Origin of the sequence: Neoroseomonas terrae, assembly GCF_018129025.1 — a bacterium.
Taxonomy (GTDB): domain Bacteria; phylum Pseudomonadota; class Alphaproteobacteria; order Acetobacterales; family Acetobacteraceae; genus Neoroseomonas; species Neoroseomonas terrae.
The window spans coordinates 152,228-176,734 of the sequence record NZ_JAAEDI010000002.1; the positions used below are offsets into that span (position 1 = coordinate 152,228).

General features: G+C 69.1%; 26 protein-coding genes and 1 tRNA gene. 13 read left to right on the forward strand and 14 right to left on the reverse strand.

Features of this window, described 5'->3' with window-relative positions; all coding sequences use genetic code 11:
- Positions 1-27: 27 nt before the first annotated feature.
- Complete coding sequence (locus GXW78_RS02110; protein ID WP_211865630.1) at positions 28-921, forward strand: DMT family transporter; 894 nt, start codon at positions 28-30, stop codon at positions 919-921.
- On the opposite strand, the gene GXW78_RS02115 is transcribed toward GXW78_RS02110, so the two are convergent.
- From GXW78_RS02115 to GXW78_RS02145, 7 genes are all read right to left on the reverse strand, one after another.
- Positions 902-1,216: a cupin domain-containing protein gene (locus GXW78_RS02115; protein ID WP_211865631.1), complete on the reverse strand. Its 315-nt coding sequence runs from the start codon at positions 1,214-1,216 to the stop codon at positions 902-904. The two genes, GXW78_RS02110 and GXW78_RS02115, sit on opposite strands and share 20 nt — an antisense overlap.
- Entirely contained in the window at positions 1,213-2,154 is a 942-nt protein-coding gene (locus GXW78_RS02120) for a dihydrodipicolinate synthase family protein (RefSeq protein ID WP_211865632.1), read from the reverse strand. Before GXW78_RS02120 ends, GXW78_RS02115 begins: the two co-directional genes overlap by 4 nt.
- Entirely contained in the window at positions 2,151-2,630 is a 480-nt protein-coding gene (locus GXW78_RS02125) for a YcgN family cysteine cluster protein (protein WP_211865633.1), read from the reverse strand. The genes GXW78_RS02120 and GXW78_RS02125 overlap by 4 nt, the downstream gene beginning before the upstream one ends.
- Before the next feature lie 309 nt (positions 2,631-2,939).
- Positions 2,940-3,782 carry a lipid-binding SYLF domain-containing protein gene (locus GXW78_RS02130; protein WP_211865636.1) on the reverse strand — a complete coding sequence of 281 codons (843 nt, stop codon included), beginning with the start codon at positions 3,780-3,782 and terminating at the stop codon, positions 2,940-2,942.
- A gap of 95 nt (positions 3,783-3,877) precedes the next feature.
- The gene (locus GXW78_RS02135) at positions 3,878-4,516 is read right to left on the reverse strand and encodes a histidine phosphatase family protein (protein ID WP_211865638.1); all 639 of its coding nucleotides are present in this window, start codon (positions 4,514-4,516) and stop codon (positions 3,878-3,880) included.
- Positions 4,517-4,684: 168 nt separating this feature from the next.
- A tRNA-Ile gene (locus tag GXW78_RS02140) sits at positions 4,685-4,757 on the reverse strand.
- A gap of 257 nt (positions 4,758-5,014) precedes the next feature.
- Positions 5,015-6,265 (reverse strand): M20/M25/M40 family metallo-hydrolase, encoded by a 1,251-nt coding sequence (locus GXW78_RS02145; RefSeq protein WP_211865640.1) that lies wholly within the window; start codon positions 6,263-6,265, stop codon positions 5,015-5,017.
- A gap of 112 nt (positions 6,266-6,377) precedes the next feature.
- On the opposite strand from GXW78_RS02145, the gene ppa reads away from it, so the two are divergent.
- Both ppa and GXW78_RS02155 read left to right on the forward strand, forming a co-directional pair.
- A complete protein-coding gene (ppa, locus tag GXW78_RS02150; RefSeq protein ID WP_211865641.1) occupies positions 6,378-6,905 on the forward strand; it encodes an inorganic diphosphatase in 528 nt (175 codons plus the stop codon).
- Positions 6,906-7,571: 666 nt separating this feature from the next.
- Positions 7,572-9,692 carry a sodium-translocating pyrophosphatase gene (locus GXW78_RS02155; RefSeq protein ID WP_211865642.1) on the forward strand — a complete coding sequence of 707 codons (2,121 nt, stop codon included), beginning with the start codon at positions 7,572-7,574 and terminating at the stop codon, positions 9,690-9,692.
- 52 nt (positions 9,693-9,744) lie between these two features.
- On the opposite strand, the gene GXW78_RS02160 is transcribed toward GXW78_RS02155, so the two are convergent.
- Complete coding sequence (locus tag GXW78_RS02160; protein WP_211865643.1) at positions 9,745-10,044, reverse strand: hypothetical protein; 300 nt, start codon at positions 10,042-10,044, stop codon at positions 9,745-9,747.
- 417 nt (positions 10,045-10,461) lie between these two features.
- On the opposite strand from GXW78_RS02160, the gene GXW78_RS02165 reads away from it, so the two are divergent.
- The 3 genes from GXW78_RS02165 to GXW78_RS02175 all read left to right on the forward strand — a co-directional run bounded on the left by GXW78_RS02165 (position 10,462) and on the right by GXW78_RS02175 (position 13,913).
- A complete protein-coding gene (locus GXW78_RS02165) occupies positions 10,462-11,151 on the forward strand; it encodes an MgtC/SapB family protein (RefSeq protein ID WP_211865644.1) in 690 nt (229 codons plus the stop codon).
- Positions 11,152-11,214: 63 nt separating this feature from the next.
- Positions 11,215-13,284 (forward strand): protein-disulfide reductase DsbD family protein, encoded by a 2,070-nt coding sequence (locus tag GXW78_RS02170; protein ID WP_246521772.1) that lies wholly within the window; start codon positions 11,215-11,217, stop codon positions 13,282-13,284.
- A complete protein-coding gene (locus GXW78_RS02175; protein WP_211865646.1) occupies positions 13,284-13,913 on the forward strand; it encodes a redoxin domain-containing protein in 630 nt (209 codons plus the stop codon). The genes GXW78_RS02170 and GXW78_RS02175 overlap by 1 nt, the downstream gene beginning before the upstream one ends.
- 282 nt (positions 13,914-14,195) lie before the next feature.
- On the opposite strand, the gene GXW78_RS02180 is transcribed toward GXW78_RS02175, so the two are convergent.
- The 3 genes from GXW78_RS02180 to dnaG form a co-directional block, all read right to left on the reverse strand.
- Positions 14,196-14,765 carry a GNAT family N-acetyltransferase gene (locus tag GXW78_RS02180; protein WP_246521773.1) on the reverse strand — a complete coding sequence of 190 codons (570 nt, stop codon included), beginning with the start codon at positions 14,763-14,765 and terminating at the stop codon, positions 14,196-14,198.
- Positions 14,766-14,845: 80 nt separating this feature from the next.
- Positions 14,846-16,771 carry an RNA polymerase sigma factor RpoD gene (rpoD, locus tag GXW78_RS02185; RefSeq protein ID WP_211865648.1) on the reverse strand — a complete coding sequence of 642 codons (1,926 nt, stop codon included), beginning with the start codon at positions 16,769-16,771 and terminating at the stop codon, positions 14,846-14,848.
- A 72-nt stretch (positions 16,772-16,843) separates the two neighbouring features.
- Positions 16,844-18,643 (reverse strand): DNA primase, encoded by a 1,800-nt coding sequence (dnaG, locus tag GXW78_RS02190; RefSeq protein WP_211865650.1) that lies wholly within the window; start codon positions 18,641-18,643, stop codon positions 16,844-16,846.
- 80 nt (positions 18,644-18,723) lie between these two features.
- Here dnaG and GXW78_RS02195 point away from each other — a divergent pair, with 80 nt between their 5' ends.
- From GXW78_RS02195 to GXW78_RS02215, 5 genes are all read left to right on the forward strand, one after another.
- On the forward strand, positions 18,724-18,942 hold the full coding sequence (locus tag GXW78_RS02195) for a DUF3126 family protein (protein ID WP_188965867.1): 219 nt from the start codon (positions 18,724-18,726) through the stop codon (positions 18,940-18,942).
- Positions 18,943-19,244: 302 nt separating this feature from the next.
- On the forward strand, positions 19,245-19,715 hold the full coding sequence (locus tag GXW78_RS02200) for an Lrp/AsnC family transcriptional regulator (RefSeq protein ID WP_211865652.1): 471 nt from the start codon (positions 19,245-19,247) through the stop codon (positions 19,713-19,715).
- Between the two features lie 32 nt (positions 19,716-19,747).
- Positions 19,748-20,419, forward strand: coding sequence for a leucyl/phenylalanyl-tRNA--protein transferase (gene aat / locus GXW78_RS02205; protein ID WP_211865654.1), 672 nt, complete (start codon positions 19,748-19,750; stop codon positions 20,417-20,419).
- Between the two features lie 76 nt (positions 20,420-20,495).
- Positions 20,496-20,954: a carboxymuconolactone decarboxylase family protein gene (locus GXW78_RS02210; protein WP_211865656.1), complete on the forward strand. Its 459-nt coding sequence runs from the start codon at positions 20,496-20,498 to the stop codon at positions 20,952-20,954.
- Positions 20,954-21,820, forward strand: a complete 867-nt coding sequence (locus GXW78_RS02215; RefSeq protein WP_211865658.1) for a sigma-70 family RNA polymerase sigma factor — start codon at positions 20,954-20,956, stop codon at positions 21,818-21,820. Before GXW78_RS02210 ends, GXW78_RS02215 begins: the two co-directional genes overlap by 1 nt.
- 29 nt (positions 21,821-21,849) lie before the next feature.
- On the opposite strand, the gene GXW78_RS02220 is transcribed toward GXW78_RS02215, so the two are convergent.
- From GXW78_RS02220 to thiS, 3 genes are all read right to left on the reverse strand, one after another.
- Entirely contained in the window at positions 21,850-22,284 is a 435-nt protein-coding gene (locus tag GXW78_RS02220; RefSeq protein ID WP_211865659.1) for a VOC family protein, read from the reverse strand.
- A 156-nt stretch (positions 22,285-22,440) separates the two neighbouring features.
- On the reverse strand, positions 22,441-23,238 hold the full coding sequence (locus tag GXW78_RS02225) for a thiazole synthase (RefSeq protein WP_211865662.1): 798 nt from the start codon (positions 23,236-23,238) through the stop codon (positions 22,441-22,443).
- Between the two features lie 4 nt (positions 23,239-23,242).
- Positions 23,243-23,455, reverse strand: a complete 213-nt coding sequence (thiS, locus tag GXW78_RS02230; RefSeq protein ID WP_211865664.1) for a sulfur carrier protein ThiS — start codon at positions 23,453-23,455, stop codon at positions 23,243-23,245.
- Between the two features lie 134 nt (positions 23,456-23,589).
- Between thiS and aroQ the strand changes: the two genes are divergently transcribed.
- Together aroQ and accB are read left to right on the forward strand one after the other, a co-directional pair.
- Positions 23,590-24,042, forward strand: a complete 453-nt coding sequence (gene aroQ / locus GXW78_RS02235) for a type II 3-dehydroquinate dehydratase (RefSeq protein ID WP_211865666.1) — start codon at positions 23,590-23,592, stop codon at positions 24,040-24,042.
- The gene (accB, locus tag GXW78_RS02240; protein ID WP_456307068.1) at positions 24,039-24,506 is read left to right on the forward strand and encodes an acetyl-CoA carboxylase biotin carboxyl carrier protein; all 468 of its coding nucleotides are present in this window, start codon (positions 24,039-24,041) and stop codon (positions 24,504-24,506) included. Before aroQ ends, accB begins: the two co-directional genes overlap by 4 nt.
- The last annotated feature ends 1 nt before the right edge of the window (position 24,507 follow it).

Sequence of the window (24,507 nt, forward strand, 5' to 3'; positions counted from 1 at the left end):
GACGGCGACGCGCGACGCTCGTCATCCATGCACGACGCGCTCCGCATGCTGCCGCCGCTATTCCTCCTGGGCACGCTGTGGGGCGTGACGCCGGTGTTCGTGAAGCATCTGGGCAGCATCGGCTGGCCCCCGCTGATGATCGCGGTGTTCGGCGCGACGGGGAGTTCGGCGATCCTGTTCACGCTCTGCCGGGTGCGCCGCATCGCCGTCCCGCTCGATGCGCGGCACCTTCGCTACTACGCGGTCAACGGCCTGTTCGGCATGGCACTCGCCAACCTGGTGGGCTTCACCAGCCTGCAGCACATTCCCGCAGGCTTCTTCGCGATGCTGGTACCGCTCTCGCCGATCATCACGGTACTCGGTGCCGCGCTGATCGGTGCGGAGCGCGTGACGCCGCGGCGCGTGCTGGGCACGGCTCTCGGCCTGGCCGGCGTGATGGTGGCGATGAGCCCGGGCGCGGCGTTGCCCGACCGGTCGGTGCTGGGCTGGGCGATGCTCGCGGCGCTGACGCCAGTCTGCTACGCGATGTCGAATCTGTTCGCGGCGCGCCTTGCGCCGCAAGGTACCCCGCCGCCTGCGCTGGCAACGGGCACGCTTGCCGTCGGCGCGGTGCAGGTGGCGATCTTCGCTTTGCTGATCGGGCAGTTCCGCATGCCGCCGCCCGAAGGCCTGCCGATCTCCGCCCTGCAGGTCACGGTGATGGCGAGCGCCTTCCTGCTGTGGTTCCGCTCGATCGTGACCTACGGCAGCGTTGTCACGTCGCAGACCGGCTACATCATCACCCTGACGGGCATGGCCTGGGGATGGCTGCTGTTCGGGGAGCGGCCGGGTCCGCTGACGATCCCGGCCGCGATGCTGATCTTTGCCGGGCTCGCGCTCGTCACGCTGCCCGGCCGGCGCGTCAACCGATCAGGTGCTTGATCTCGGTCTCGACGAAGGAGAACGGCGTGTCCCCGTCATTGACTACGTTGTGCTCGATGCCGGCGAGCCGCGCATAGCCTACGCCGGTCCGGATCTCGGCGCGCATCGTCTTGCCCTCGGGCAGTTCGATCAGCATCGAGGCATCGTTCACCGGCACGACGACATAGGCCATGCCGTGCCGGTGCCAGCCGGTTTCGGACCCCGGTGGGAAGTCCCACCGGGTCACGCGGACGTTCTCGTCATCCACCTGCACGGTGGGGATGGCGGGGGCGCGGCAGCGCAGGGGCTCGTTCATTCCGCCGCGGCTTTCGCCGGCGACAGCCCCGGCAGCGGGATGGCCCCGGCTGCGCTCCACGCGGCCCAGACCTTGTCGGCCTGTTCCTGCGTCAGCGGCAGGTGGGGCGGGCGGATCACGCGCCAGCCGGCATCGCCGGTGCTGCGCGCGATGATCTCGCGTAGCCCCGAGATCAGCGGCACCGAGGTCGCGGCCCGGCGCGTCGCCGTCAGCACGGCCTGCGCCGCGTCGGCTTCCGACCCCGTGCGCTTCGCATAGACGATGCCGCCCCAATGGCTGTTCGCATTCGACGCCGCCGTGATGCAGCCCGCGCCGCCCTCCGCCAGGATCTGCTGCAGGAATTCGTCGCTGCCGGAATAGACCTCGAAGCCCTCGGCGGCGAAGGCCTTCACCATCGCCTGCATGTTGGCGTAGTCGCCCGAGGAATCCTTCACGCCCTTGATCGTGCCCGGGAAGGCCTTGATCAGCCGGCCGAGCAGGTCGAGCGTGAACGGCACCGCCGATTGCTGCGGGAAGTTGTACAGGTAGATCTTCACCCCGCCGCCGACGCGGTTCACCACTTCCGAGAAGTAGGCGAACAGCCCGTCATCCGACGGCGCCTTGTAGTAGAAGGGCGGCAGCATCAACACGCCGGGGCAGCCGGCGTCGCGCGCATGCTTCGTCAGTTCGACGGAATCGGTCAGCGACGCGCAGCCCGTGCCGGGCATCATCTTCGCCGCCGGGATGCCGCGCGCGATCAAGCCTTCCAGGATCGCCTTGCGCTCGTGCAGGCCGAAGGAATTGGCCTCGCCCGTCGTGCCGAGGACGCCCAGCCCGTTGCAGCCGGTCGCCAGCAGCCACTTCGCATGCGCCGCCATGCGGTCGAGGTCCGGCGTCAGGTCCGGGCCCATCGCCGTCAGCACCGCGGCATTCACGCCGCCATAGATAGCGTCCTTCATCCGGCTCTCCTCCGGTTCCGCGCCCCCGGCGGCCAGCGACCGGGCCAGGTGACGACGTGGTCTTCGAAATCCTCGGCCTCGCGCTCCGGTACCGTCAGGCCCCGCACCGAGACGCCGGCTTCATGCACCGTTTCCGCGCGGCCGGAAACCAGCGGATGCCACCACGGCAGATCCTTGCCCTCGGCCACCAGGCGATAGGCACAGGTCGGCGGCAGCCAGTCGATCGCGGCGACGCGTTTTGGCGTGAGCTTGACGCAATCCGGCACGCGCGCCTTGCGGTTCGCGTAGTCCTTGCACTGGCACGTATCGCCATCGAGCAGCCGGCACGCGACGTTGGTGTAGGCGAGCCGATCCGTATCCTCGTCCCGCAGCTTGTGCAGGCAGCAGCGGCCGCAGCCGTCGCACAGGCTCTCCCACTCCGCCCGCGACATCGCGCTGAGCGGCTTTTCACGCCAGAAGGGAGGGGTCGGGGACACGACAGCAGCATAGACCAGACGCGCCGCTGTGGGGAGATTGGAGGGCGGCGTTGGGCGTCCCAGTGGGCGTTGCCCTCAGCAAACGTCGATAAGGCCGGCCCGGTTACCCTCAGACGTCCGCCACCGGAGATCGGAGGGGCTCTGCCCCTCCGAACCACCCCGCCAGGGGGTGGACCCCTGGACCGCAATCCGTTGGCGCCGGGCATGGCGGGCTTGTTGACCCGCCAGGCGCGTTTCTTCAATGGCGTATCAGGCAGGTCACCAGCAGGACCTCTCGGCCCCAGGCCGGGTGACGCCTCTTCAACGCGCTTACCTAGTCCCGCTCGGCGGCATCGGCAGGTTCTCCGACTGCACCCGCGGCGTCGCGGTATTGCCCGGCGCGGGCGTGATTACTTCCCGCGGCAGGGCTGCCCCCTGCGGGGCCGCCCCCTGCGGAGCCGCTGCCTGCATCGGCGCGCCACCCGCTGCCGGTGCTTCCGACAGCCGCATCAGCGCCGCTCGCAGCGGGTCGCTGCCAGGGTTGTGCGCCGCCATTTCCACCACGACCTGCCGTGCCGTGGCATCGCGGCCGAAATAGGCACGGTTCCATTCGGTGCGGGGATCCAGATACGCGCCGTCCAGCGAGACCCCCGCGAACAGCCCGCGTGCCCGGGCGATGGTCACGATGTCCCCGCCGACTGCCGTGGTCGTGGAACCCGAGATGCCGCGCCCGAGCGTGCCGAGCGCGACCCCCGCATCCGCACCGAACTTGAAGTTGTGGTTCAGTACCGCGTCGAGTGCCTTCTCATTCATGATCAGCATCAGGACCTGCGCGTCCTGCACGCCGATCTGGAAGCCGATCGACCCGCCGCCCATGGTGAAGAAGGACGGCGAGGACCAGGACCCGTTGCCGTCGCGTGCCACCAGCACGCAGTCGCCGCCTTGGCCGCCGATGATGAAGCCGGCGCGGAAGACGCGCGGGCAGATCATGGCGGCCCTCGAGCGGCCGAGCATCGACCGCGCATCGGCGGACATGTCGCCGATATCGAGGATTTCCTGCAGCGAAAGGGTGGCGCGATCGACCAGCGACTGCTGTTCGGCCTGCGCGCGCGCGTCCCGTCCACTGGCCATGAGGCTCAGCGCCGTGACGGCGATGATCGCAAGACAGCGCATGAAGCAGACCCCCCAAGTCCTTGATGCGACGCTGTTCTAACGCGCCTTTGGGGGCAAGACAAAGGTTTCGCGATGTCGCAGGCGTGATGGCGCCGCTAGCTGCCCTGCGCAGGCGGCGTCCAGGGTTCCTCGTTGACCGCGGCGACGCGCCATGCCGGGCCGTGCTTCTCGATCCGGGTGAGCGACAGGTTCTTGATGCTGAAGACAAATGCCTGGTCCGGCGTCAGCCCCATGGCGTGGGCCAGCGCAGCGCGGATCGACCCGCCATGGGCGACGATCACCACATCCTGCCCTTCGAGCAACGTCGCCATGCGCTCCATCACGGCGGCGACGCGCGCCTGCACCTCGCGGAATGATTCGCCGCCGGGGGGGTGTTCCTCCCCGCCATGCGGCCAGAACGGATGCGCCGGGTGGGTCAGCAGGGCGGGCAATGCCTCATGCGGAATGCCTTGCCAGTCGCCGAGATGCTGCTCGACCAGGTCGGGCTCCGCCTCCAGTTCCGCTTCCGGGTAGCCGGCTGCGAAGATCGCCGCGGCGGTGAAGCGGGTGCGGGAAAGCGTTGTGACGAACCACCGTGCCGGCTGCGGCAGGCGATGCGCGAGCCAGCGATACGACGCTGCCTCCTGCTGCAGCGCGAGGTCGCACAGCGCGACGTCCATCGAACCGTAGAGCACGGCGCGGGCGGAGGGCTCCACCAGCGCATGGCGGACGAGGAAGAAGCGTGTCGGGGTCACGCGGCGTGGTCTAGCCCAGCGGCGCGGGGCTGGGGAGGGTGCCGGAGGGAAGGTGCGCCGGAATTTCCCTCGCTCGCGCGGTACGCCCGCGGGGAGGGCGCCTCCCTGCCGGCTTTGTCGCCTTGCGTCCGGCGGATGACTTTCACCTGCCTTGGCGGGTGGAATTCATGGGCCCGGCAGGACTCGAACCTGCAACCAAACCGTTATGAGCGGTCCGCTCTGACCATTGAGCTACAGGCCCACGATGCCCCCTGATTGCCCGCAGCGGCGTGGGAAATCAAACCCCTGTCGCAAGCATGGCGGTCGCGCCGGCACGGCCCGATGATCGCGCTGCGTGTCGCGAAGCCGAAAGGCCGTCGATGAACCGATTGCCAAACCGCGGACGATGGCTGGCGGCAAGACCTGCGCGAGCACGCATCCCTCGGCAGGCTGCACAGCTTCAGCCGGAATGCACCGGTCATCCCGAGGGAGGGTGGTCGGCGCGGGACGGGATTGACCTCAGCCGGACAGGAAGTCGAAGGCCGCCAGGGCGTGAACGCGCGCGACCGCCTCGAGCTCGGCGACGTCGGCCCACTCGTCGGCGCCGCCCATGTTGTGCGGCGTCGGTCCGTAGACGACGGTCGGCAACCCGGCCATGCGGAACCACCGTGCATCCGACCCGCCCACCCGCATGTTCACCGCGACCTCCGCGCCGAGCACTTCCTCGGCCGCCGCGTGGGTGACGCGGACGATGGCGGCGGCGGGGTCGGTGTGGTTCGGCTCGAAGCGGCGCAGCACCCGCCAGGCGATACCGGGCAGCTCGTCCAGGCCGCGGGCGAGCGCCGCCTCGGCATCCGCGCAGGTGATGCCGACCGGCAGGCGGATGTCGCAGGCCGCCTGGGCCGAGGCCGGGACTAGGTTCGGCGCCGTGCCGCCCACCACCTGCCCGACATTCACCGTGACGTTGCCGAGGACGTAGGCTTCCCCCACGCCGGCGAGCGGTTCGCTGACCGGCTTCGCCGCCGCGATCGCCGCGGTGACCCCGGCTGGCGCGTCCACCGGCAGGTCGCGCAGGCGCACCACGGCGTCGAGCGCCACGCGCAGCCGGTCCACCGCATTCTCGCCCAGATGGACATGCGCGCCATGGGCGGCGGTGCCGACGGCCTCGACTTCGATCCAGAGGAAGCCCTTCTCCCCGAAGCGCAGCACGCGGGGGCTGCCGGCGTCGCCGATGATCACCGCCCCGGCAGCCGCGAGCCCAGGCACGTTGTCGAGCAGCCATTTGGTGCCGAGCGGGCCCATGCTTTCCTCGTCGCCGGCCAGTGTCAGCACGACCTCCCCCCGCCAGGCGTGGCGATGCCGCGCCAGCAGGGCGAAGGCGAGGATCGAGGCCGCGATGCCGCCTTTCATGTCCGCCGCGCCGCGGCCGTAGAGGCGGCCGTCGCGCACCTCCCCGTGCAGCGGGTCCACCGTCCAGGGCAGCGCCTCATTCACCGGGTAGGTGTCGAGGTGGCCGTTGAAGGCCAGCAGCCGTCCCGGTTCGGCGCCGGCGATGCGGGCGACCAGGTTCGTTACCTCGGCCGAGGTGGCGTGCAGCGTGACCTCGGCTTCCGGGGCGAGTTCCTGAACGAGGGCGGCCGCTTCCTCGGCGCATGCCCTCACGTCGCCGGGCGGATTGGCTGAGGGGACGGCCATCAGGCGGCGGGCGATGGCCACCACCTCCGGCGCGCGGGCGGCGGCTTCGGTGGCGAAGTCGTTGCGTTCGGTCATGAATCCAGCCTCGCCGCCACCGCCCTGTCGTGCAAGGTCATGTTGCACTGCGATTGGCCGCGCCGCCCGGGTCTGCTACCAGCCCGCCGCGACTGTCCCGGAGAATCATTCCATGCGTATCGACGCCATTTCGATCGGAAAGAACCCCCCTGACGACGTCAACGTCATCATCGAGGTGCCGGTCGGCGGCGAACCCATCAAGTACGAGATGGACAAGGAGGCCGGGACGTTGTTCGTCGACCGCTTCCTCTACACGCCGATGCGCTATCCGGGGAATTACGGCTTCGTCCCGCATACGCTGTCCGAGGACGGCGACCCGATCGACGTGCTGGTGGCCAACACCCGCCCGATCATTCCCGGCGCGGTCATCAACGTCCGGCCCGTGGGCGTGCTGCGCATGGAGGATGACGGCGGTGGGGACGAGAAGATCATCGCCGTGCCGTCCCCGAAGCTGACGCAGCGCTATGCCCATGTGGAGACGCATACCGACCTGCCGCGCATCACGCTCGAGCAGATCCAGCACTTCTTCGAGCACTACAAGGACCTGGAACCCGGCAAGTGGGTGAAGGTGCTGGGCTGGGGCGGCGCGGAGGAGGCGAAGCGGCTGATCGTGGAAGCGATCGAACGCGCGAAGAAGTAGGTGGCGGTCGTGACACACCCTACGGTTGTGGTCGCTTTAAGTTTTTAGGCTTTTATCCCCTTATTTTGCGGCGGGTCGCCGCCGCTACCGTCGCGAGGGGCGGCGCCGCCCTCCGGGTCGGCTCGCCGGCACCAGGAACCGCAACTTTCGGCGCCAGGATGGGGGTGGTCCGTCGGTGAGGAAGGCGCGCGCGGGTCTGCACGTCGGCGGTTGTATCGGAGGGGCGCCGCCCCTCCGAACCACCCCGCCAGGATGCTGGGCATCCTGGACCGCAATCTTTTGGCGCCGGGCCAAGGGTCAGCCCTCTGCGGGAGGTGCGGCTACCGTAGAACGGGGCAGTAGAAGATTGGGGTTTGCGCAGGCCATTCGGCTTTGGATTGCCTAAGCCGTTTCAAGGTGACGCCGGGACGCTTGGCACCTGATACGGGCCGAAGGAGCGAGGGGGCTTGCCGAGGCGGGAGGCACGCTACCCGTGGCGCCTTTGCCTTCGGGCCCTATTCTGGCTCTTGATAATTTTCCTATAGCGCGGTGAGACGGCGGTGCGCCAGCATAATCGCGCGCCGTTGCGCCGTCTCCCATTCCCCCTCTAGCCTTCGTTCCGGCCTGCATAAGACGGGCCCGGAGCGGCTGCCGGCCGCGCAATGACCAGGGGGAGTCCGCAATTTGTTGACCGTTTGGCTGATCCTCGTGATCGCGCTCGGGGCGTTGTCCATCGCCTATGGCATGATCACCGCGAAGGATGTCCTGTCCCGCGACCCGGGCAATGAGCGCATGCAGGAGATCGCGAAGGCGATCCAGGAAGGCGCTAGCGCGTATCTGAAGCGGCAATACACCACCATCGCCATCGTGGGCGTCGTGCTGTTCGTGCTGGTCGCCTGGCGGCTCGGCATTACCGTCGCGATCGGCTTCCTGCTGGGCGCGGTGCTGTCGGGCGTGGCCGGCTTCATCGGCATGAACGTCTCGGTGCGGGCCAATCTTCGCACGGCGCAGGCGGCGATTGGCTCGCTCGCCGGTGGCCTCGATGTCGCTTTCAAGTCGGGCGCGATCACCGGGATGCTCGTGGCTGGCCTCGCGCTGCTGGGCGTCGCCGTCTACTTCTTCCTGCTGGTGAGCATCGGCGGCAATGCCCCGAATTCGCGACTGGTGATCGATGCGCTGGTGGCCCTTGGCTTCGGCGCCTCGTTGATCTCCATCTTCGCGCGGCTGGGCGGCGGCATCTTCACCAAGGGTGCGGATGTCGGCGGCGACATGGTCGGCAAGGTCGAGGCCGGCATCCCCGAGGACGACCCCCGCAACCCGGCGACCATCGCAGACAATGTCGGCGACAATGTCGGCGACTGCGCCGGCATGGCGGCCGACCTGTTCGAGACCTATGCCGTGACCATGGTTGCGACCATGGTCCTGGCAGCCATCGCCTTCGCCGGGTCGGAGTTCCTGCGTGCCGGCATGGTCTATCCGCTCGCGATCGGCGCGGTCTGCGTCGTCACCTCGATCGCCGGCACCTACTTCGTGAAGTTGCCGTCGAACAACTCGATCATGGGGGCGATGTATCGCGGCTTCGCGGTGACCGGCGTGCTCTCGCTGATCGCGCTGCTGCCGCTGACCTACCTGGTCTTCGGTTCCGGTATGATGACGGCGGCCGGCGCCACCTTCGGCGCCATGGACCTGTTCCTGTGCGGGGTCGTCGGCCTGGCAGTGACGGGGCTCATCATCTGGATCACCGAGTACTACACGGGCACCAACTTCCGGCCCGTGAAGGCGATCGCGGAAAGCTCGGTGACCGGCCACGGCACCAATGTCATCCGCGGCTTGGCCGTCTCGATGGAATCCACCGCGCTGCCGGCGCTGGTGATCATCTTCGGCATCCTGGTGGCCTATGGGCTTGCCGGCCTCTATGGCATCGCCATCGCGGTCACGACGATGCTGGCCCTGGCCGGCATGGTGGTTGCGCTCGATGCCTTCGGCCCCGTCACCGACAATGCCGGCGGCATCGCGGAAATGGCCGGGCTGCCGAAGGAAATCCGCCAGACCACCGACGCGCTCGACGCGGTGGGCAACACCACCAAGGCGGTGACGAAGGGGTACGCGATCGGCTCGGCCGCGCTCGGCGCGGTGGTGCTGTTCGCGGCCTATACGCAGGACCTGGCCTACTTCATCGGGAATTCGACGCAGTACCCGTATTTCGCGGGCATCACGGCGATCGACTTCTCGCTGGCCAATCCCTACGTCGTCGTCGGGCTGCTGTTCGGTGGCCTGCTGCCGTACCTGTTCGGCGGCATGGCGATGACGGCGGTCGGCCGAGCGGCGATGTCGGTGGTCGAGGAGGTGCGGCGCCAATTCCGTGAGAAGCCGGGCATCATGCAGGGCACCGAGAAGCCGGATTACGGCCGCGCGGTGGACATGCTGACCAAGGCGGCGATCAAGGAGATGATCATCCCCTCGCTGCTGCCGGTGCTCTCGCCGCTGGTGATCTACTTCGGCATCCAGGCGATCGCCGGGAAGGCGCAGGCCTTCGCGGCACTCGGCGCGATGCTGCTCGGCGTCATCGTCAACGGCTTCTTCGTCGCGGTCTCGATGACCACCGGCGGCGGCGCCTGGGACAACGCCAAGAAGTACATCGAGGACGGCCACCATGGCGGCAAGGGATCGGACGCCCACAAGGCGGCGGTCACCGGCGATACGGTGGGCGACCCGTACAAGGACACCGCCGGGCCGGCGGTGAACCCGATGATCAAGATCACCAACATCGTCGCCCTGCTGCTGCTGGCGATGCTGGCGCATAGCTGAAAGTACAGCGCGCGTGGGAGAGGGGCTGTTTGCCCCTCTCCGCCTGCACGCCTCAGCGTTTCTTGCAGATCACGCCGGAGAAGAGGGCGTTCCCCGGCCCGCCGTCCAGGCAGCCATTGCCGTCGATGCGGAGCGTCCGGCTGTCGCCGGCGGCAGTCACCGCCACGGTATCGCCCTCGTGCCGAAAGGTGCCGTTGATGGCGTCCGAGCTGCCGATCATCGTCAGCGTCACCTGGTTGCCAGAGCGGAAGTTCAGGATGGTGAACCACTGGCCGGCTTCGGTGCGGCCGTACTCGCCTGAGGGCGCCTCGTCTCCGCCGCAGGCTGCCGCCAGCAGGACGATGGCGGCCATCGCCGCCGTTCGGGACATCATTCCACGCATTCGCGTTCCTCTCCTTCTCGGGGAAGCGGGCGAGGTGGCTGGGATCCTGGCTGCCTGCATCCGCGACGGGCCGGATGCCGGCCTCGCGGCTGTCGAGTAGCATGAGGATAACGGAACGTTCATGACGCCTGGCCGTCGTCGCGACAGTGCCGTGAAGCCGTTCAGCGCGGCCTTCGTGATTCTTTTTGGACAGCGGCCCGCGTTAGCGCGGCCCTGCTAGGGCGCGTCGCATTCAGATGGCATCATCCGGGCGCATGACGATGTTCGCCAAACGGAAGGCCGGAACAGGTGGCGGGAGCGCAAGCGAACGCCGCATGCTCTAGCATCCGGGCTCCCACGCATCCTCCCGAGTCGCCGCCCTTGCACTTCCTCGCCACCATCCAACCGATGGCGCTGCTCGATAGCGCCTTCAGCCTGTTCGTCGCGTTCGTGCTCGGCACGTTGGTCGGCGTCGAACGCCAGATCCGTCAGCGTAGTGCCGGGCTGCGGACGAACACGCTGGTCGCGGTAGGGGCCGCGGCCTTTGTCGACATCGCCCAACGCCTGGCTGGTGACGCGGAAGCCGTGCGCGTCATCTCCTATGTCGTCTCGGGCATCGGTTTCCTCGGCGCCGGCGTCATCATGAAGGAGGGGATGAATGTCCGCGGCCTGAACACGGCGGCGACGCTGTGGTGCTCGGCGGCGATCGGCGCGGCTGCGGGCTCCGACCTGGTGGTGGAGGCGGTGCTGATCACCGTCTTCGTCCTGGCGGGCAACACGCTGCTGCTGCCCGTGGTGACCTGGGTGGAACGGCGGCCGCTCGACCGGGTGGTGACCGAGGCGCAGAACGAGATCCGCGTGACGACCGACGCCGCCCACCTGGCTACCGTCCGTCGCCATGTCATCGAGCGGCTGCAGGCGGCCCGCTTCCCGGTCGCGGACATCAACGTGACCGAACGCGGGGAGGAGGCGGTCGAGATCGTCGCCGAACTGGTGAGTACCTCGGTGGCGCCGCGGGAGATGGATGCGGTGCTGCACGAACTGCGCCGCTACCCCGCCATTCGGGACGCGGCCTGGGAAAGCAACTCAATCGAGTAGCGCCACCGCCAATTCATGGATTCGAGGCTTGCGGACTGCGGCCTGCTACCTTTCTTTGTGTCCATGTTGCGCGCGCTCACGATCCTCCTCGTCGCTTTGGCCCTGGCGCCTGCCGCGGGGGCGCTGGAAACGCCCGCCGTTACCTCGCCCCGGGCGACGGTGACGGTCATTGCGGACCATGACGCCGTCGCTCCGGGCCAGTCCTTCCGCATCGCGCTGCGCCAGCGGCTGGCGCCAGGCTGGCATACCTACTGGACCAACCCGGGCGACGCCGGGCAGCCACCCGAGATGCGCCTGACCCTGCCGGAGGGCGCCTCGGCCGGCGCGATGCAGTTTCCGGCGCCGGAGCGCATCCCCTTTGGGCCGCTGATGAATTTCGGTTACGAGGGCGAGGCGGTCTTCACCATTCCGGTCAATGTGCCGGCCGATGCCGCCCCCGGCAGCAGCTTCCCGATCGAGGCGCAGGCCGACTGGCTGGTCTGCGAGCGTGTCTGCATCCCCGAGGAGGGCGTGTTCCGGCTGGACATCCCGGTGGCCGGAACGGCGGTGCCGGCGGCGCCCGAAACGCGCGCTTTGTTCGCGGCGGCCGAGGCGGCCGCGCCGCGTGCCGCGCCCTTCACCGCTCGGCTCGGCTTCGAAGGTCAGGCCGGCGCGATCGAGGTCGCCGGTCCCGGCATCGCGCCTGGCTCTGTGCGCGACGCCTTCTTCTTTCCGCTGCCCTGGGGCGTGATCGACAACGCCGCGCCGCAGCCGATGACGGTGACGGACGGCGCCTTGCGCCTCGGCCTGACGCGCGGCCAAGCGGAGGCGCTGCCGGCCCAGGTGGACGGCGTCATCGCCATCACCGACGCGGCGGGCGTACGCGGGGCCTATCTGGTCGCGGCCGCGCCGGGGGCGGTGCCTGTGGCGGGCGCCGCGCCCAGAGGGTTGCCGCTATGGCAGGCGCTGGCCTTCGCGGCGCTGGGCGGGCTCATCCTGAACCTGATGCCCTGCGTCTTCCCGATCCTCGCCATGAAGGCGGTGTCGCTGGCGAAGCTGTCGGGGGCGGCGCGCGGCGGGGTGCGGGCACATGCGGCAAGCTACACGGCCGGCGTGGTGCTCTCGTTCCTGGCGCTTGGCGGGCTGCTGGTCGGGCTGCGGGCGGCGGGCGGGGTTGCAGGGTGGGGATTCCAGTTCACCTCGCCGGTCTTCGTCGCTGCCATGGCCTGGCTGATGCTGGCCGTCGGGCTGAATCTGTCGGGGGTCTATGCCGTCGGTGGGCCTGTGTCGGCGGGCGGGTCGCTGGCGGGCAAGGGCGGGCATGCGGGGTCCTTCTTCACCGGCATGCTCGCGGTACTGGTCGCCACGCCCTGCACGGCGCCCTTCATGGCGGCGGCGATCGGCGCCGCGCTTGGCATGGGCGCAATCGAGGCGCTGGCGGTTTTCGCGGCGATGGGGCTCGGCATGGCGCTGCCCTATGCGGCGTTGGGCGTCGCTCCCGGATTGGCGAGGCTGCTGCCCCGGCCGGGACTATGGATGGACAGGCTGAAGCAAGGCCTGGCCTTCCCGATGTACGGGGCCGCGGCCTGGCTGGTCTGGGTGCTGTCCGAGCAGGCCGGCTCCCCGGCGGTGCTGGCGGCGCTGGCCGGCGCCGTGCTGATCGGCTTCGCGGCCTGGGCCATCGGCGTCGCGCAGAGTTCGGGCGGGCGCGTCGGGCGCATTGCCGGGGCTGCGGCGGTGGTTGCCGCGCTGGCGTTGCTGCCGGGGCTCAGCGCCGCGCCCCGGCCCGCCCAGGCTGCCGTCGAAGCTGGGGAGCCATGGTCCGAAGCACGGCTCGCTGCGCTGCGCGCCGAGGGCCGCCCCGTCTTCGTCAACATGACCGCCGCCTGGTGCATCACCTGCAAGGTCAATGAGCGCGTGGCGCTCGCGACCGAGGGCACGCGGCAGATCTTCGCCGACCGCAATATCGCCCTGCTGACCGGCGACTGGACGCGCGGCGATCCGGCGATCACCGCCGTGTTGCGCGCCCACCAGCGGGACGGCGTGCCGCTGTACCTGTTCTACCCGGCGGGCGGCGGTGCGCCGCGAATCCTGCCGCAGATCCTGACTGAAGGGATCATCCGCGAAACCATCAACGCAACGGGAAGCAGCTGATGACGATCTCGATGATCACCCGCCGCGGCGCGCTTGGCGCCGCCGGTCTTCTCGCCCTTGCGCCGGGAGCGGCGTCGGCCAACCCAGTGATCGGCGCCGCGGCGCCCGATTTCAGCCTGCCTGACCAGGATGGCGACACCCGTCGCCTGTCGGATTTCCGCGGCAAGGTGGTGGTCCTGGAATGGACCAACCACGAATGCCCCTATGTGCGGAAGCACTACGGCAGCAACAACATGCAGGGGCTGCAGCGGCTGGTCGCCGAACGCGGCGGCGTGTGGCTGACCATCGCCTCCTCACCCGCCGGGGAGCAGGGCTACGTCACCGGCGCCCAGGCGAAGGAACTGACGGCCAGCCGCAATGCGGCACCGGCCGCCGTGCTGCTGGACCATTCCTCGGTGGCGGCACGGGCCTATCGCGCCTCCGTAACCCCGCACATGTTCGTCATCTCGGCGGATGGGATGCTGCGCTACATGGGCGGGATCGACTCGATCCGCTCGACCCGCCCGGCCGACGTCGCGACGGCCGAGCCCTTCTTCCGCAACGCCTTCGTCGAAGTGGCGGAGGGACGGGCGGTGACGCGCGCGAGCACGCCGCCCTATGGGTGCGTGATCAAGTACGTGGGAGCGTAGGGGGAATTGGAGAGGGCCTCGGCCCCTCTCCAAGTCTGCAACGCCAATGGCGTGCCCCGGTGCTTGAAGCTCCTGGACCGAACTTGTTGGCGCCACGCCCGGACACGCCACAACAACCACGCGCGTTTCAGGCACAGAAGTGGGTTTCGGCGCCGTTCCTGCCCGTCACGCCCGGCACCAAGTGGAGGTTTGCAAAGGCCTTTCGGCCTTTGCTGGGGAGAGGTCCGGAGAGGGGCGACGCCCCTTTCCGGTCACCCATCGCGCGCGGGCGTCACACCGCCGCTACCGCGCCAGATGCGCCGGCACCTTCAGCCCGAGGCGCGTCGGGACCGGCCACAGCTCGCGCACCGTGCGCAGCCGCTGGAAGCCGACGGCCAGGTAGGACGGCAGCGCGCGCGGATGGTCTGCCGTGCAGGTGTTGACCGTCACCATCGGCTTTCCCCCGGCCCACGCCGTATCCACCGCATGGCGCAGGAAGGCGCGGCCGAGGCCCGTGCCGATCGCCCAGGGCATCAGCCCGAAATAGGCGAGGTTGACGGCCTGCGGGTGTCGCCGGTCGAGTTCGTAGAACCCGGCCGGCTCGCCATCCTTCATCAGCACGTGGATCGATACCGCCGGCAGCGACAGCAGGGCGGCGAGGTCGGCGTCGGAAGCCGTGCGCCGCATCCACCACAGCCAGGGCTCCCCGACCGTGTCGTAAAGATAGCGGTAATAGGGAACCGAGCAGTGTCGCACATGTTCGACCCGGACGTCCGGCGGCAAGGGACGTGGCGGATCGGACGGCGGGTCTTCCATGCGCAGGAAGGTGACGTCGATCATCACCTCCTGCACCGCGTTCATCGTTGCCGCCATGGCCGCGCACCCCTCGTATGGCGCGAAATCTCGCGGAATGGACCGGCGCCGGTCAACGGGGCGAAAGCCCCGGACCGTATTCAATTATCGAGGAAGGACCGCAGCTTCCGCGACCGGGACGGGTGCTTGAGCTTGCGCAGGGCCTTGGCCTCGATCTGGCGGATACGCTCGCGCGTCACGTTGAACTGCTGGCCGACCTCTTCCAGCGTGTGGTCGGTGTTCATGCCGATGCCGAAGCGCATGCGGAGAACGCGTTCCTCGCGGGGGGTGAGGGAGGCAAGGACGCGGGTGGTCGCCTCGCGCAGATTGGACTGGATCGCGGCATCCAGGGGGATGACCGCGGCCTTGTCCTCGATGAAGTCGCCCAGGTGGCTGTCTTCCTCGTCGCCGATCGGCGTCTCGAGGGAGATCGGCTCCTTGGCGATCTTCAGGACCTTGCGGACCTTCTCGAGCGGCATGCCGAGCTTCTCGGCCAGTTCCTCGGGCTGCGGCTCGCGGCCGATCTCGTGCAGCATCTGCCGGCTGGTGCGGACCAGCTTGTTGATCGTCTCGATCATGTGGACCGGGATGCGGATGGTCCGCGCCTGGTCGGCGATGGACCGCGTGATCGCCTGGCGGATCCACCAGGTCGCGTAGGTGCTGAACTTGTAGCCGCGGCGGTATTCGAACTTATCCACGGCCTTCATCAGGCCGATGTTGCCCTCCTGGATCAGGTCCAGGAACTGCAGGCCGCGGTTCGTGTACTTCTTGGCGATGGAGATCACGAGGCGGAGATTGGCCTCGATCATCTCCTTCTTCGCCTGGGTCATGTCGCGCTCGCCGCGGCTGACCGTGGCGTAGACGCGCTTGAATTCATTGACCGGCATGCCGGTCAGGTTGGCGACCTCGGCGATGCGGGCGCGGATGGCCTCCACCTCCTCGCTCGACTTGGCGACGAAGAGCTTCCAGCCCTTGCCAGGCAGGGCGCCGACGCGCTCCAGCCAGGCCGGATCCAGCTCGGCGCCGCGCCAATGCTGGAGGAAGTCCTCGCGCTTCACCTTCTGCGCCTCGGCAAGGCGGAGCACCTGGCCTTCGAGCACCGTCAGCTTGCGGTTCAGGCCCTTGAGCTGGTCGACCAGTTCCTCGATGCGGTTGTTGTGGAGATGCACCTTCTCCACCAGCGTAATCAGGTCGCGGCGCTGCTTCTCGTAGTTCTTCTCGCCACGCCCGGCGAGCTCCTCACCGGCATGGTAGGCATCCATGCGCTTCGAGGTCAGCTTCTGAAGCTTGCCGTAAAGGCTCTCGATCTCGGCGAAATTCGCCAGGACCTCGGGCTTCAGCTTCTCTTCCAGGGCGGAGAGGGACAGGCCCATGCCCTCGCCTTCCTCGCCTTCCTCGAACTCCTCCTCATTGGCGGCGTCGGAGGGGCCGCCATCGGGGTTGCCCGCGGATTGCGTGGCTTCAAGGTCGATGACGTCGCGCAGCAGCATGCGGGGCGGGGTCGCCTTCACCGCTTCATGCCAGCGCAGGATCGCCTGGAAGGTGAGGGGGCTCTCGCACAGGCCCCCGATCATCATGTCGCGGCCGGCTTCGATGCGCTTCGCGATCGCGATCTCGCCCTCGCGGGAGAGCAACTCGACGCTGCCCATCTCGCGCAGGTACATGCGCACGGGGTCGTCGGTGCGGCCGAGGGATTCCTCATCGACGTTGCCGCCGGATTCCTCCTCCTCGTCGCCGTCCTTCTTCTCGGCGGGCTTGGCGACCGTCTCGCCGTCCTCGTTCTCCTCGGCCTCGACCACGTTGATGCCGGCTTCGCTCAGCATCGCCATGGTGTCCTCGATCATCTCGGAGGAGACCTGTTCGGAGGGCAGGGCGGCATTGAGCTCGTCCACCGTGACGTAGCCGCGCTCCTTGCCCCGGGCGATCAGCTTCTTCACGGCCGCCGACTGGGTGTCGAGCAGCAGTCCCTCGACCTGCTCGTCACGCGTCTCGGTCGTCTCAGCCCCTGCCGCCGCCTTGCTCGCCATGCGTGTTCCGCTCCGTCCAACGGTTTCGGGCATCCGGGGGGCCGGATGCCCGAAGAAATTTCAGTCCCTAACCTATGCGGCGTCGCCGGACGCCCCGGAGGCACCTTCCCCGCGGCGGAGCGCATCGAGCGCCTCCGACACCAGGATGAGCCGCCGCTGCGCCGAGGGGTCGTTCGTCTCGGCCAGTGCCTTCAAGGCGTCCTGCTGGTCCTCGATCAATTCCGCCTCGCCGCGCAGGCGCAGGAAGAAGTGCCAGAAGCCTTCCTCGACCTCCCCGGGCAGGGCCTCGGCCCTCGCCGCAAGGGGCAGGCCGATGGGCGCAAGGGCCCAGGACACCGCATCTTCAACGCCGTATCGGGCGAGTTGGGCGATCAGACCCTCAGAGTCAAGCGGTTCCGCGGCAACAGTTGATGCGAGAAGCGCGTCCCTCAGTTGCGTCGCGGGGCCTGGAGGCAGGTCGAGCAGACCCACAGCCTCCTCCACCTGAGGCAAAAGCCAGGGGTGGCGGAGGATGACGGCGAACATCATGCGGGCCCGTTCGGCCTGCACGGGGCCGGCGGCGATGGCCGGGCGGGGTAGGGTGCGCGACGGGGGGCGGCCGCCGGATTGCGGGCGGCGCGATGCCGCGAAGAAGCGATCCAGCAGCACCCGGCGATACTCGGCCGACAGCGCCTTGTCCGCGATGGCCCCGGCGGCGCCGGTCAGGCGATGGCGCAGCGCGGCGCGCTGTTCCGGCGTCACGGCGGGACGGCCTTCCGCGACCAGGCCGTACAGTGCCTCGGCCATTGGGCGTGCGGCGTCCAGCACGGCCTGGAAGGCGCCGGAGCCGCGCTTCGCCGTAAGGGTGTCGGGGTCATCCCCGGCGGGCAGGGTCGCGAAGCGCAGGCTGCGTTCGCTGCTGATGAGCGGCAGCGCCACTTCGGCGGCGCGTGCGGCCGCCCGTGCACCGGCGGCGTCGCCGTCGAAGCAGAGCACGGGCTCGGGGTTGAGGCGCCACAGCTCCTCAAGCTGCTCGGCCGTCAGCGCCGTGCCGAGCGGCGCGACCGCCCCGGTGAAGCCCGCCTGGTGCAGCGCGATGACATCCATGTAGCCCTCGACGGCGACGACCGGGGCGCCGCGGAACGCACCCTCCCGCGCCAGATCCAGGCCGTAGAGTCCCATCCGCTTGCGGAAAAGCGGAGTCTCCGGGCTGTTCACATACTTCGGCTGGCCATCGCCCAGGATGCGGCCGCCGAAGGCGATGACGCGGCCGCGGCGGTCGCGGATCGGGAACATCACGCGGGCGAAGAAGAAGTCGCGCGGCGGGTCGCCACCCTCGCCGCGGCGCAGCAGCCCGGCTTCGATCATCTGCGCCTCGGTGATGTCCTCGGCGCGCAGATCCGCGGCCAGCGCACCGCGCCCGCCGGGCGCCCAGCCCAGGGCGAAGTCGCGGATCGTGCGCTCGGTCAGCCCGCGTCGCAGGAGGTAATCCAGCGCCGGCCGGCCTTCCGGCAGGAACAGGCGGCGGTGATAGGCGTCCGCGGCGACGGCCATGACCGCATGCAGGTCCCGCACGCGGCGGTCCCGCGCCGCGTCCTGAGCGGAGGGCTTGGGGACGTCCATCCCGGCCTCGGACGCCAGCCGCTCGACCGCTTCGGGGAATGAGGCACCGTCCGCGCGCATGATGAAGGTGATGGCGTCGCCATGCGCGCCGCAGCCGAAGCAGTGGAAGTGGTCGTCGTAGACGTAGAATGAGGGCGTCTTCTCCCCATGGAAGGGGCAGCAGCCCTTCCAGTTCCGCCCGGACTTCGCCAGCCGCGTCTTGCGCCCGATCAGCCCAGGCAGGGGGGTGCGGGCGCGAAGCTCGTCAAGGAAGGCAGGAGGGAGGGCCATGAAGGGCGGACATGCTACGGGGTTTGCACCCGCGGCGCACGGGGTCTATCAGCCGGCCATTCCAACATGAGGGCCCCGCCATGACCCCGGCCGAACGCGCTGCCGTGCAAGCTCATCTCCGCCGCCTGTTCGGCAACAACCGGATCGCCGTGATGGCGCCGGAGCGCAAGGGCGCAAGCGTGGAGCTGCGCGTGGGCGACGAGTTCATCGGCACCATCCATCGGGATGCCGAGGATGGTGAGGTGTCCTACGCCGTGCAGATCGTGGTGCTGTCCGAAGACCTCGAAATGCCGAACTGAGGCGGTGGCCGGAGGGGCATTGCCCCCTCCGGGCCTGCCCCACCGAAGGCCGAAGGGCCTTCGAAGCCCGGTACCGGGCGTTGCTCGCCCTGGGTGCCTGGCCGTGACCATGTCGCGCCGCGCCCGCTGGCTGATGCCCCAAGGGCGCTTTCCTCCCTGCGTCCGGCCCCTCGCCAAAGCGATGTTTCCAAAGGCCCTCCGGCCTTCGGTGGGGCGTGGTCTGGAATGAGGGGGAGGCGCTTTCCATCTCTGACGCCCGATTCCTCGTTCCGTTTTGTCCAGGCGCCGGATAGGCTGCGGTCATGGACAGCATAGACCGGAACATCTTGGTCGCGCTGCAGCACGATGGTGCGGCGGGGCTGGCGGAGCTCGCGAAGGTCGCGGGGTTGTCGGTCTCCGCTACGGCGGAACGCGTCAAACGGCTGGAGGAACGCGGCACGATCCGTGGCTGGCGGGCGGATCTTGATCCGGCGGCGGTGGGCTGCCCGCTGCTGGCCTGGGTGTTCGTCGCCCTGCGGGCGGGGGCGCTGGACCAGAAGTTCCGCGAATCGATCCTGCCGCTGGAGCAGGTGCTGGAATGCCACGCGGTGAGCGGGCCGTGGTCCTACATGCTGAAGCTGCGCGCGCCGGGGCTGCGGGAACTGGAGGACTTCGTCGCGCAGGAGGTCCGGCGCTGCGCCGGCGTGGAGCGGACGGAGACCGTCATCGCGCTGCTGACGGCCAAGGAGACCGCGATGGTGCCTGTCGCACCGCCGGATGACGACGAGGCGTGACGGGTGCCGGCCGGCTGGTGCAGGCTTTGCCCATGAGCCGCCGGCAGCTTGAAGTGACGCCCGACCTGGTGATCCGCGCCTATGCCGCCGGCGTATTCCCGATGGCGGAAAGCCGCGGCTCGGACCGGATGTATTGGCTGGACCCGGCGCTGCGGGGGGTGCTGCCGCTCGATGGCGGATTCCATCTGTCGCGGCGGCTGCGGCGCACGGCGTTGTCGGACCGCTTCACCGTCACGGCGGACAAGGACTTCGCCGGGGCGATCCGCGGCTGCGCCGAACCGGCGCCGGGGCGGAGCGATACCTGGATCAGCGACGAGATCGAGCGGCTGTTCGTGGAACTGCATCGGCGCGGCTTCGCCCATTCGGTGGAGACCTGGCTGGACGGGCGGCTGGTCGGCGGGCTGTACGGGGTGGCGCTTGGTGGGGCGTTCTTCGGGGAAAGCATGTTCTCCCGCGTGACGGACGCCTCGAAGGTCGCGCTGGTGCATCTTGTGGCGCGGCTGCGGCTGTGCGGCTTCGTGCTCTGCGACACGCAGTTCCTGACGGCGCATCTGGCGCGCTTCGGCACGGTCGAGATCCCCAAGGCGGAGTACAAGGCGCGTCTGGCGGCGGCCCTCGAGGTTCCGGCGCGCTGGGTGGCGACGCTGGCGGACGAGGTCGTGGCGGCGGAGATCCGTGCCCTGCGGGATGGCGCGCAGGAATAGTCGCCGGGGCGTGTCACAGCGGCGGGCGCTACCTCGTCCTGTCTTCGGAAGCCAACCGGATGCAGGAGAAGCACCGATGACCACCCGACTGAACCATTGGACCGCCGCGCCGAAGGTGATGCAGGCCATGATGGCGCTCGAGAAGGCGAGCCGCAGCAACGGCCTGGAGCACAGCCTGCTGGAACTGGTGAAGACCCGCGCCTCGATCATCAACCGCTGCGCCTTCTGCCTGGACATGCACACGCGCGAGGCGCGGGCGGCGGGCGAGACTGAGGAGCGGCTGATCATGCTCGCCGCCTGGGAGGAAGCGACCTGCTACACGCCGCGCGAGCGTGCCGCGCTGGCCTGGGTCGATGCTCTGACGCGCCTCGCCGAGACGGGCGCGCCGGATGCGGCCTTCGAGGCGATGGCGGCCGAGTTCAGCGCGGAGGAGCAGGTGGCGCTGACGCTGGCGATCGTGACGATCAATGGCTGGAACCGCTTCGCTGTCGGCTTCCGGGCGGAGCCGGCGCGCGGCGGCAAGGTGGCAGCCTGATGTCGGGCGCCGCGGCTGGGGCGGAAGCCTTCCTCGCCGCCCGGCCGCGGCTGCGGGCGCTGGCGTACCGCTTCCTCGGTTCCATGGCGGATGCCGAGGATGTGGTGCAGGCCGCCTGGCTGCGCTGGGCGGAGGCGGACCGGGAGAGCGTCGGCGATGCGGAGGGCTATCTGCGCCGCATCGTCGCCCGGCTGTGCCTGGACGAGCTGAAATCCGCCCGTCGCAGGCGCGAGACCTATGTCGGGCCGTGGCTGCCGGAGCCGGTGGTGGAGACCGATCCGCTCGCCGGCCAGGCGGCGGCGGAAGAGGTGTCGGTCGCGCTGATGCTCGCGCTGGAACGGCTGTCGCCGCTGGAACGCGCCGCCTTCCTGCTGCACGACGTGTTCGGCGGGAAGTCCGAGGAGGTGGCGACGACGCTGGGGCGGACGCCGGCGGCGGTGCGGCAGCTCGCGGCCCGGGCGCGGGCGCATGTGCAGGAGGCGCGGCCGCGCTTCCCGGTGACGCCGGAGGAGGGGCGGCGCATCGCGGGCGCGTTCCGATCGGCGATGGAGACCGGAAACGGCGAGGCGCTGCAGCGGCTGCTGGCTGAGGATGCCGTGCTTCGAGCTGATGGCGGCGGTGTCGCGCGGGCGGCGACCAGGCCGTTGCTTGGGGCCAGCCGCATCGCCCGGTTCTTTGCCGGCCTCGCGCGGAAGGGGCGTCTCGGGCACCACCACGAGATGGCGTGGATTAACGGCCTGCCCGGCTATGTGACGCGGTTCGAGGACGGGTCGATGCAGACGATGGCGTTGGAGATTGAGGCTGGGGCGATCCGGGCCGTGTATGTGGTGCGGAATCCGGAGAAGCTGCGGGGGCTGCTAGGCTGAGTCGGAGCGAGGCTTTCCGCTCCGGCCCCCTAGTGCCACTCGGCCAATTCGACAGTCACGCCTTCTGGTCCGTCGAGGAAGACCAGCTTCCTGGAATGGAAATCCATGATCTCGTTGCGGGTGTGGAAGCCGAGCGCTTTGAGCTTGGCCACTTCGGCCTCGACGTCGTCCACTGCGAAGCAGATGTGGTTCATGCCGAGCTTGTTCAGGTCGCGGATATGCGGGTCGGGCAGGCGATCAGGGTGCCAATAGTGCAGGAGCTGAATCTCGGTCCGCGGGGAGGCGTCGTCCAGCACCAGCGTTACATGATCAGCCTTAATGCCGGGGACACCCATGTAGGAGCCGAAGGGCTCGCCTTCGATGACGACGGCCTGGGCCTCGCTGAAGCCCAGCGCGACGAAGAAGGCCTTCGCCTTCGGGAGATCCCGGACGACGATCGTCAGATGGTCGAAATGCCGCAGCATGTTGGGCTCGCCCTACTTGTTGCGATTTCGTTTTAAGAGGCCGCCGCTCCGCGAGCAATACTGCGGCGATCGTGCACGCCCGCCACGCCACGCGCCCGTCCAACAGACAGAAAAAGGAGGGGGTTCGGGGGAGTTCTCTCCCCCGACCTTGAGCTTCTAGCGGATAAGCCCGGTCATCGGGCTCGACGCATCCGCCTGGTAATTCCACGGCATCCGGCCCGCGAGGAACGCGTCTCGACCGGCCTCGACCGCAGCCTTCATCGCGACCGCCATCCGCACCGGGTCCTTCGCGTGCGCGATGGCGGAGTTCAGCAGCACCGCGTCGCAGCCCAGTTCCATCGCCTTCGCCGCATCCGACGCCGTGCCGATGCCCGCATCCACCAGCACCGGCACCTTCGCGTTCTGCTTGATGGAGCGGATCATGAAGGGGTTGGTCAGCCCGAGCCCCGACCCGATCGGCGCGCCGAGCGGCATGATGGCGACGCAGCCGAGATCTTCGAGCTTCTTCGCTGCGACCGGGTCATCCGCGCAGTAGACCATCACCTCGAAGCCATCGGAGATCAGAGCCTTGGCGGCTTCGAGGGTGCCTTCCATGTCGGGGTACAGATACGGCGGCGGGCCGAGGACCTCGAGCTTCACGAGGTTCCAGCCGCCGGCTTCGCGCGCCAGGCGCAGGGTGCGCACGGCCTCGTTCGCCGTGTGACAGCCGGCGGTGTTGGGCAGGTAGGTGTAGTCCTTGGGCGAGACGAAATCCTGCAGCATCGGCGCGTTGGGGTCGGAGAGGTTCACCCGGCGCACGGCCACGGTGACGATCTCGGCGCCCGAGGCGGCGATCGCCGCGGCTGTTTCCTCAAGCGACTTGTAGCGGCCGGTGCCGACGATGAGGCGGGAGCGGAAGCGGCGGCCTGCGACCTCCCAGCTGTCGTCGCCCATCGCTGCGGGGGTTCCGTCCATGGTCTCAGCCTCCGCCGATGAAGTGCACGATTTCCAGACGATCGCCGGCGGCGAGCGCGACCGTGGGATAGGTCGAGCGCGGCACGATTTCCTCGTTCCGTTCGACCGCGACCTTGCGCGTGTCGAGGCCGATGGCGCGGAGCAGGGCGGCGAGGGACTCGCCGGGGGCGATCTCCCGCGCCTCTCCGTTTACGGTGATGGCAATCGTCTTGGACATGATGGGGCGGAATGTGGCGAAGGGTTGGGGCGGCGGCAAGCCGGGTGGCCCGCATGGCAGGGGTGCCCCGCCGCTTGCCCCCCCCAAACCGCCCGTGCTAGCCCACCACGCCCTGTTTTCCGCCGGAATCGCCCGTGACACCCCCCCTGATCGTCGTGCTGAACGGCCCGAACCTCAACATGCTCGGCGTGCGCGAGCCGGAGAAATACGGCACCGCCACGCTGGACGACGTCGAGGCGCTGTGCGCCGAGACGGCCGATGCGTTCGGCCTGGCGATCGATTTCCGCCAGACGAATTCCGAAGGGGAACTGGTGACCTGGGTGCAGGAATGCCGGGGCCGGGCAGCCGGGATCATCATCAATCCTGCCGGGTACACCACCACCTCGATCGCCGTGATGGACGCGCTGCTGACTGTCGACGTGCCGGTCATCGAGGTGCACATCACGAATATCCACCGCCGGGAGGAATTCCGGCATCACAGCTTTATCTCCAAGGCGGCGACCGGGGTCATCTGCGGGCTGGGGGTGGCGGGCTATGCGCTCGCCATGCGCGCCATGGCCGATCTGGTCGAGCAGGACGAGGAATGATGGGCAACTTCATCGAATTCGACGCGGCGGCGATTCGCGAACTGGCGCAGATCCTGCGTGAGACGGACCTGACCGAGATCGAGCTGGTGGACGGCGAGGCCCGGCTGCGGGTGGTGCGGCAGGCGCTGGTGGCCGCATCCGTGGTGGCGCCGGTTGCCGGGGCGGCGCCGGTGGTCGCGCCGGTCGTCGCGGCGGGGCCCGCGCCGGTCGTGGCAGCCGATGCCGACCATCCGGGCGCGGTCGTCAGCCCCATGGTGGGCGTCGTCTACTTGGCGCCGGAACCGGGTGCTGCGCAGTTCGTCACGGTCGGGGCCAAGGTCTCGCAGGGCCAGACGCTGCTGCTGATCGAGGCGATGAAGACCTTCAACCAGATCAAGGCGCCGCGCGCGGGCACCGTGACGCGCATCCTGGTCGAGAGCGGCATGCCGGTCGAGTACGGCGAGCCGCTGATCATCATCGAATAGT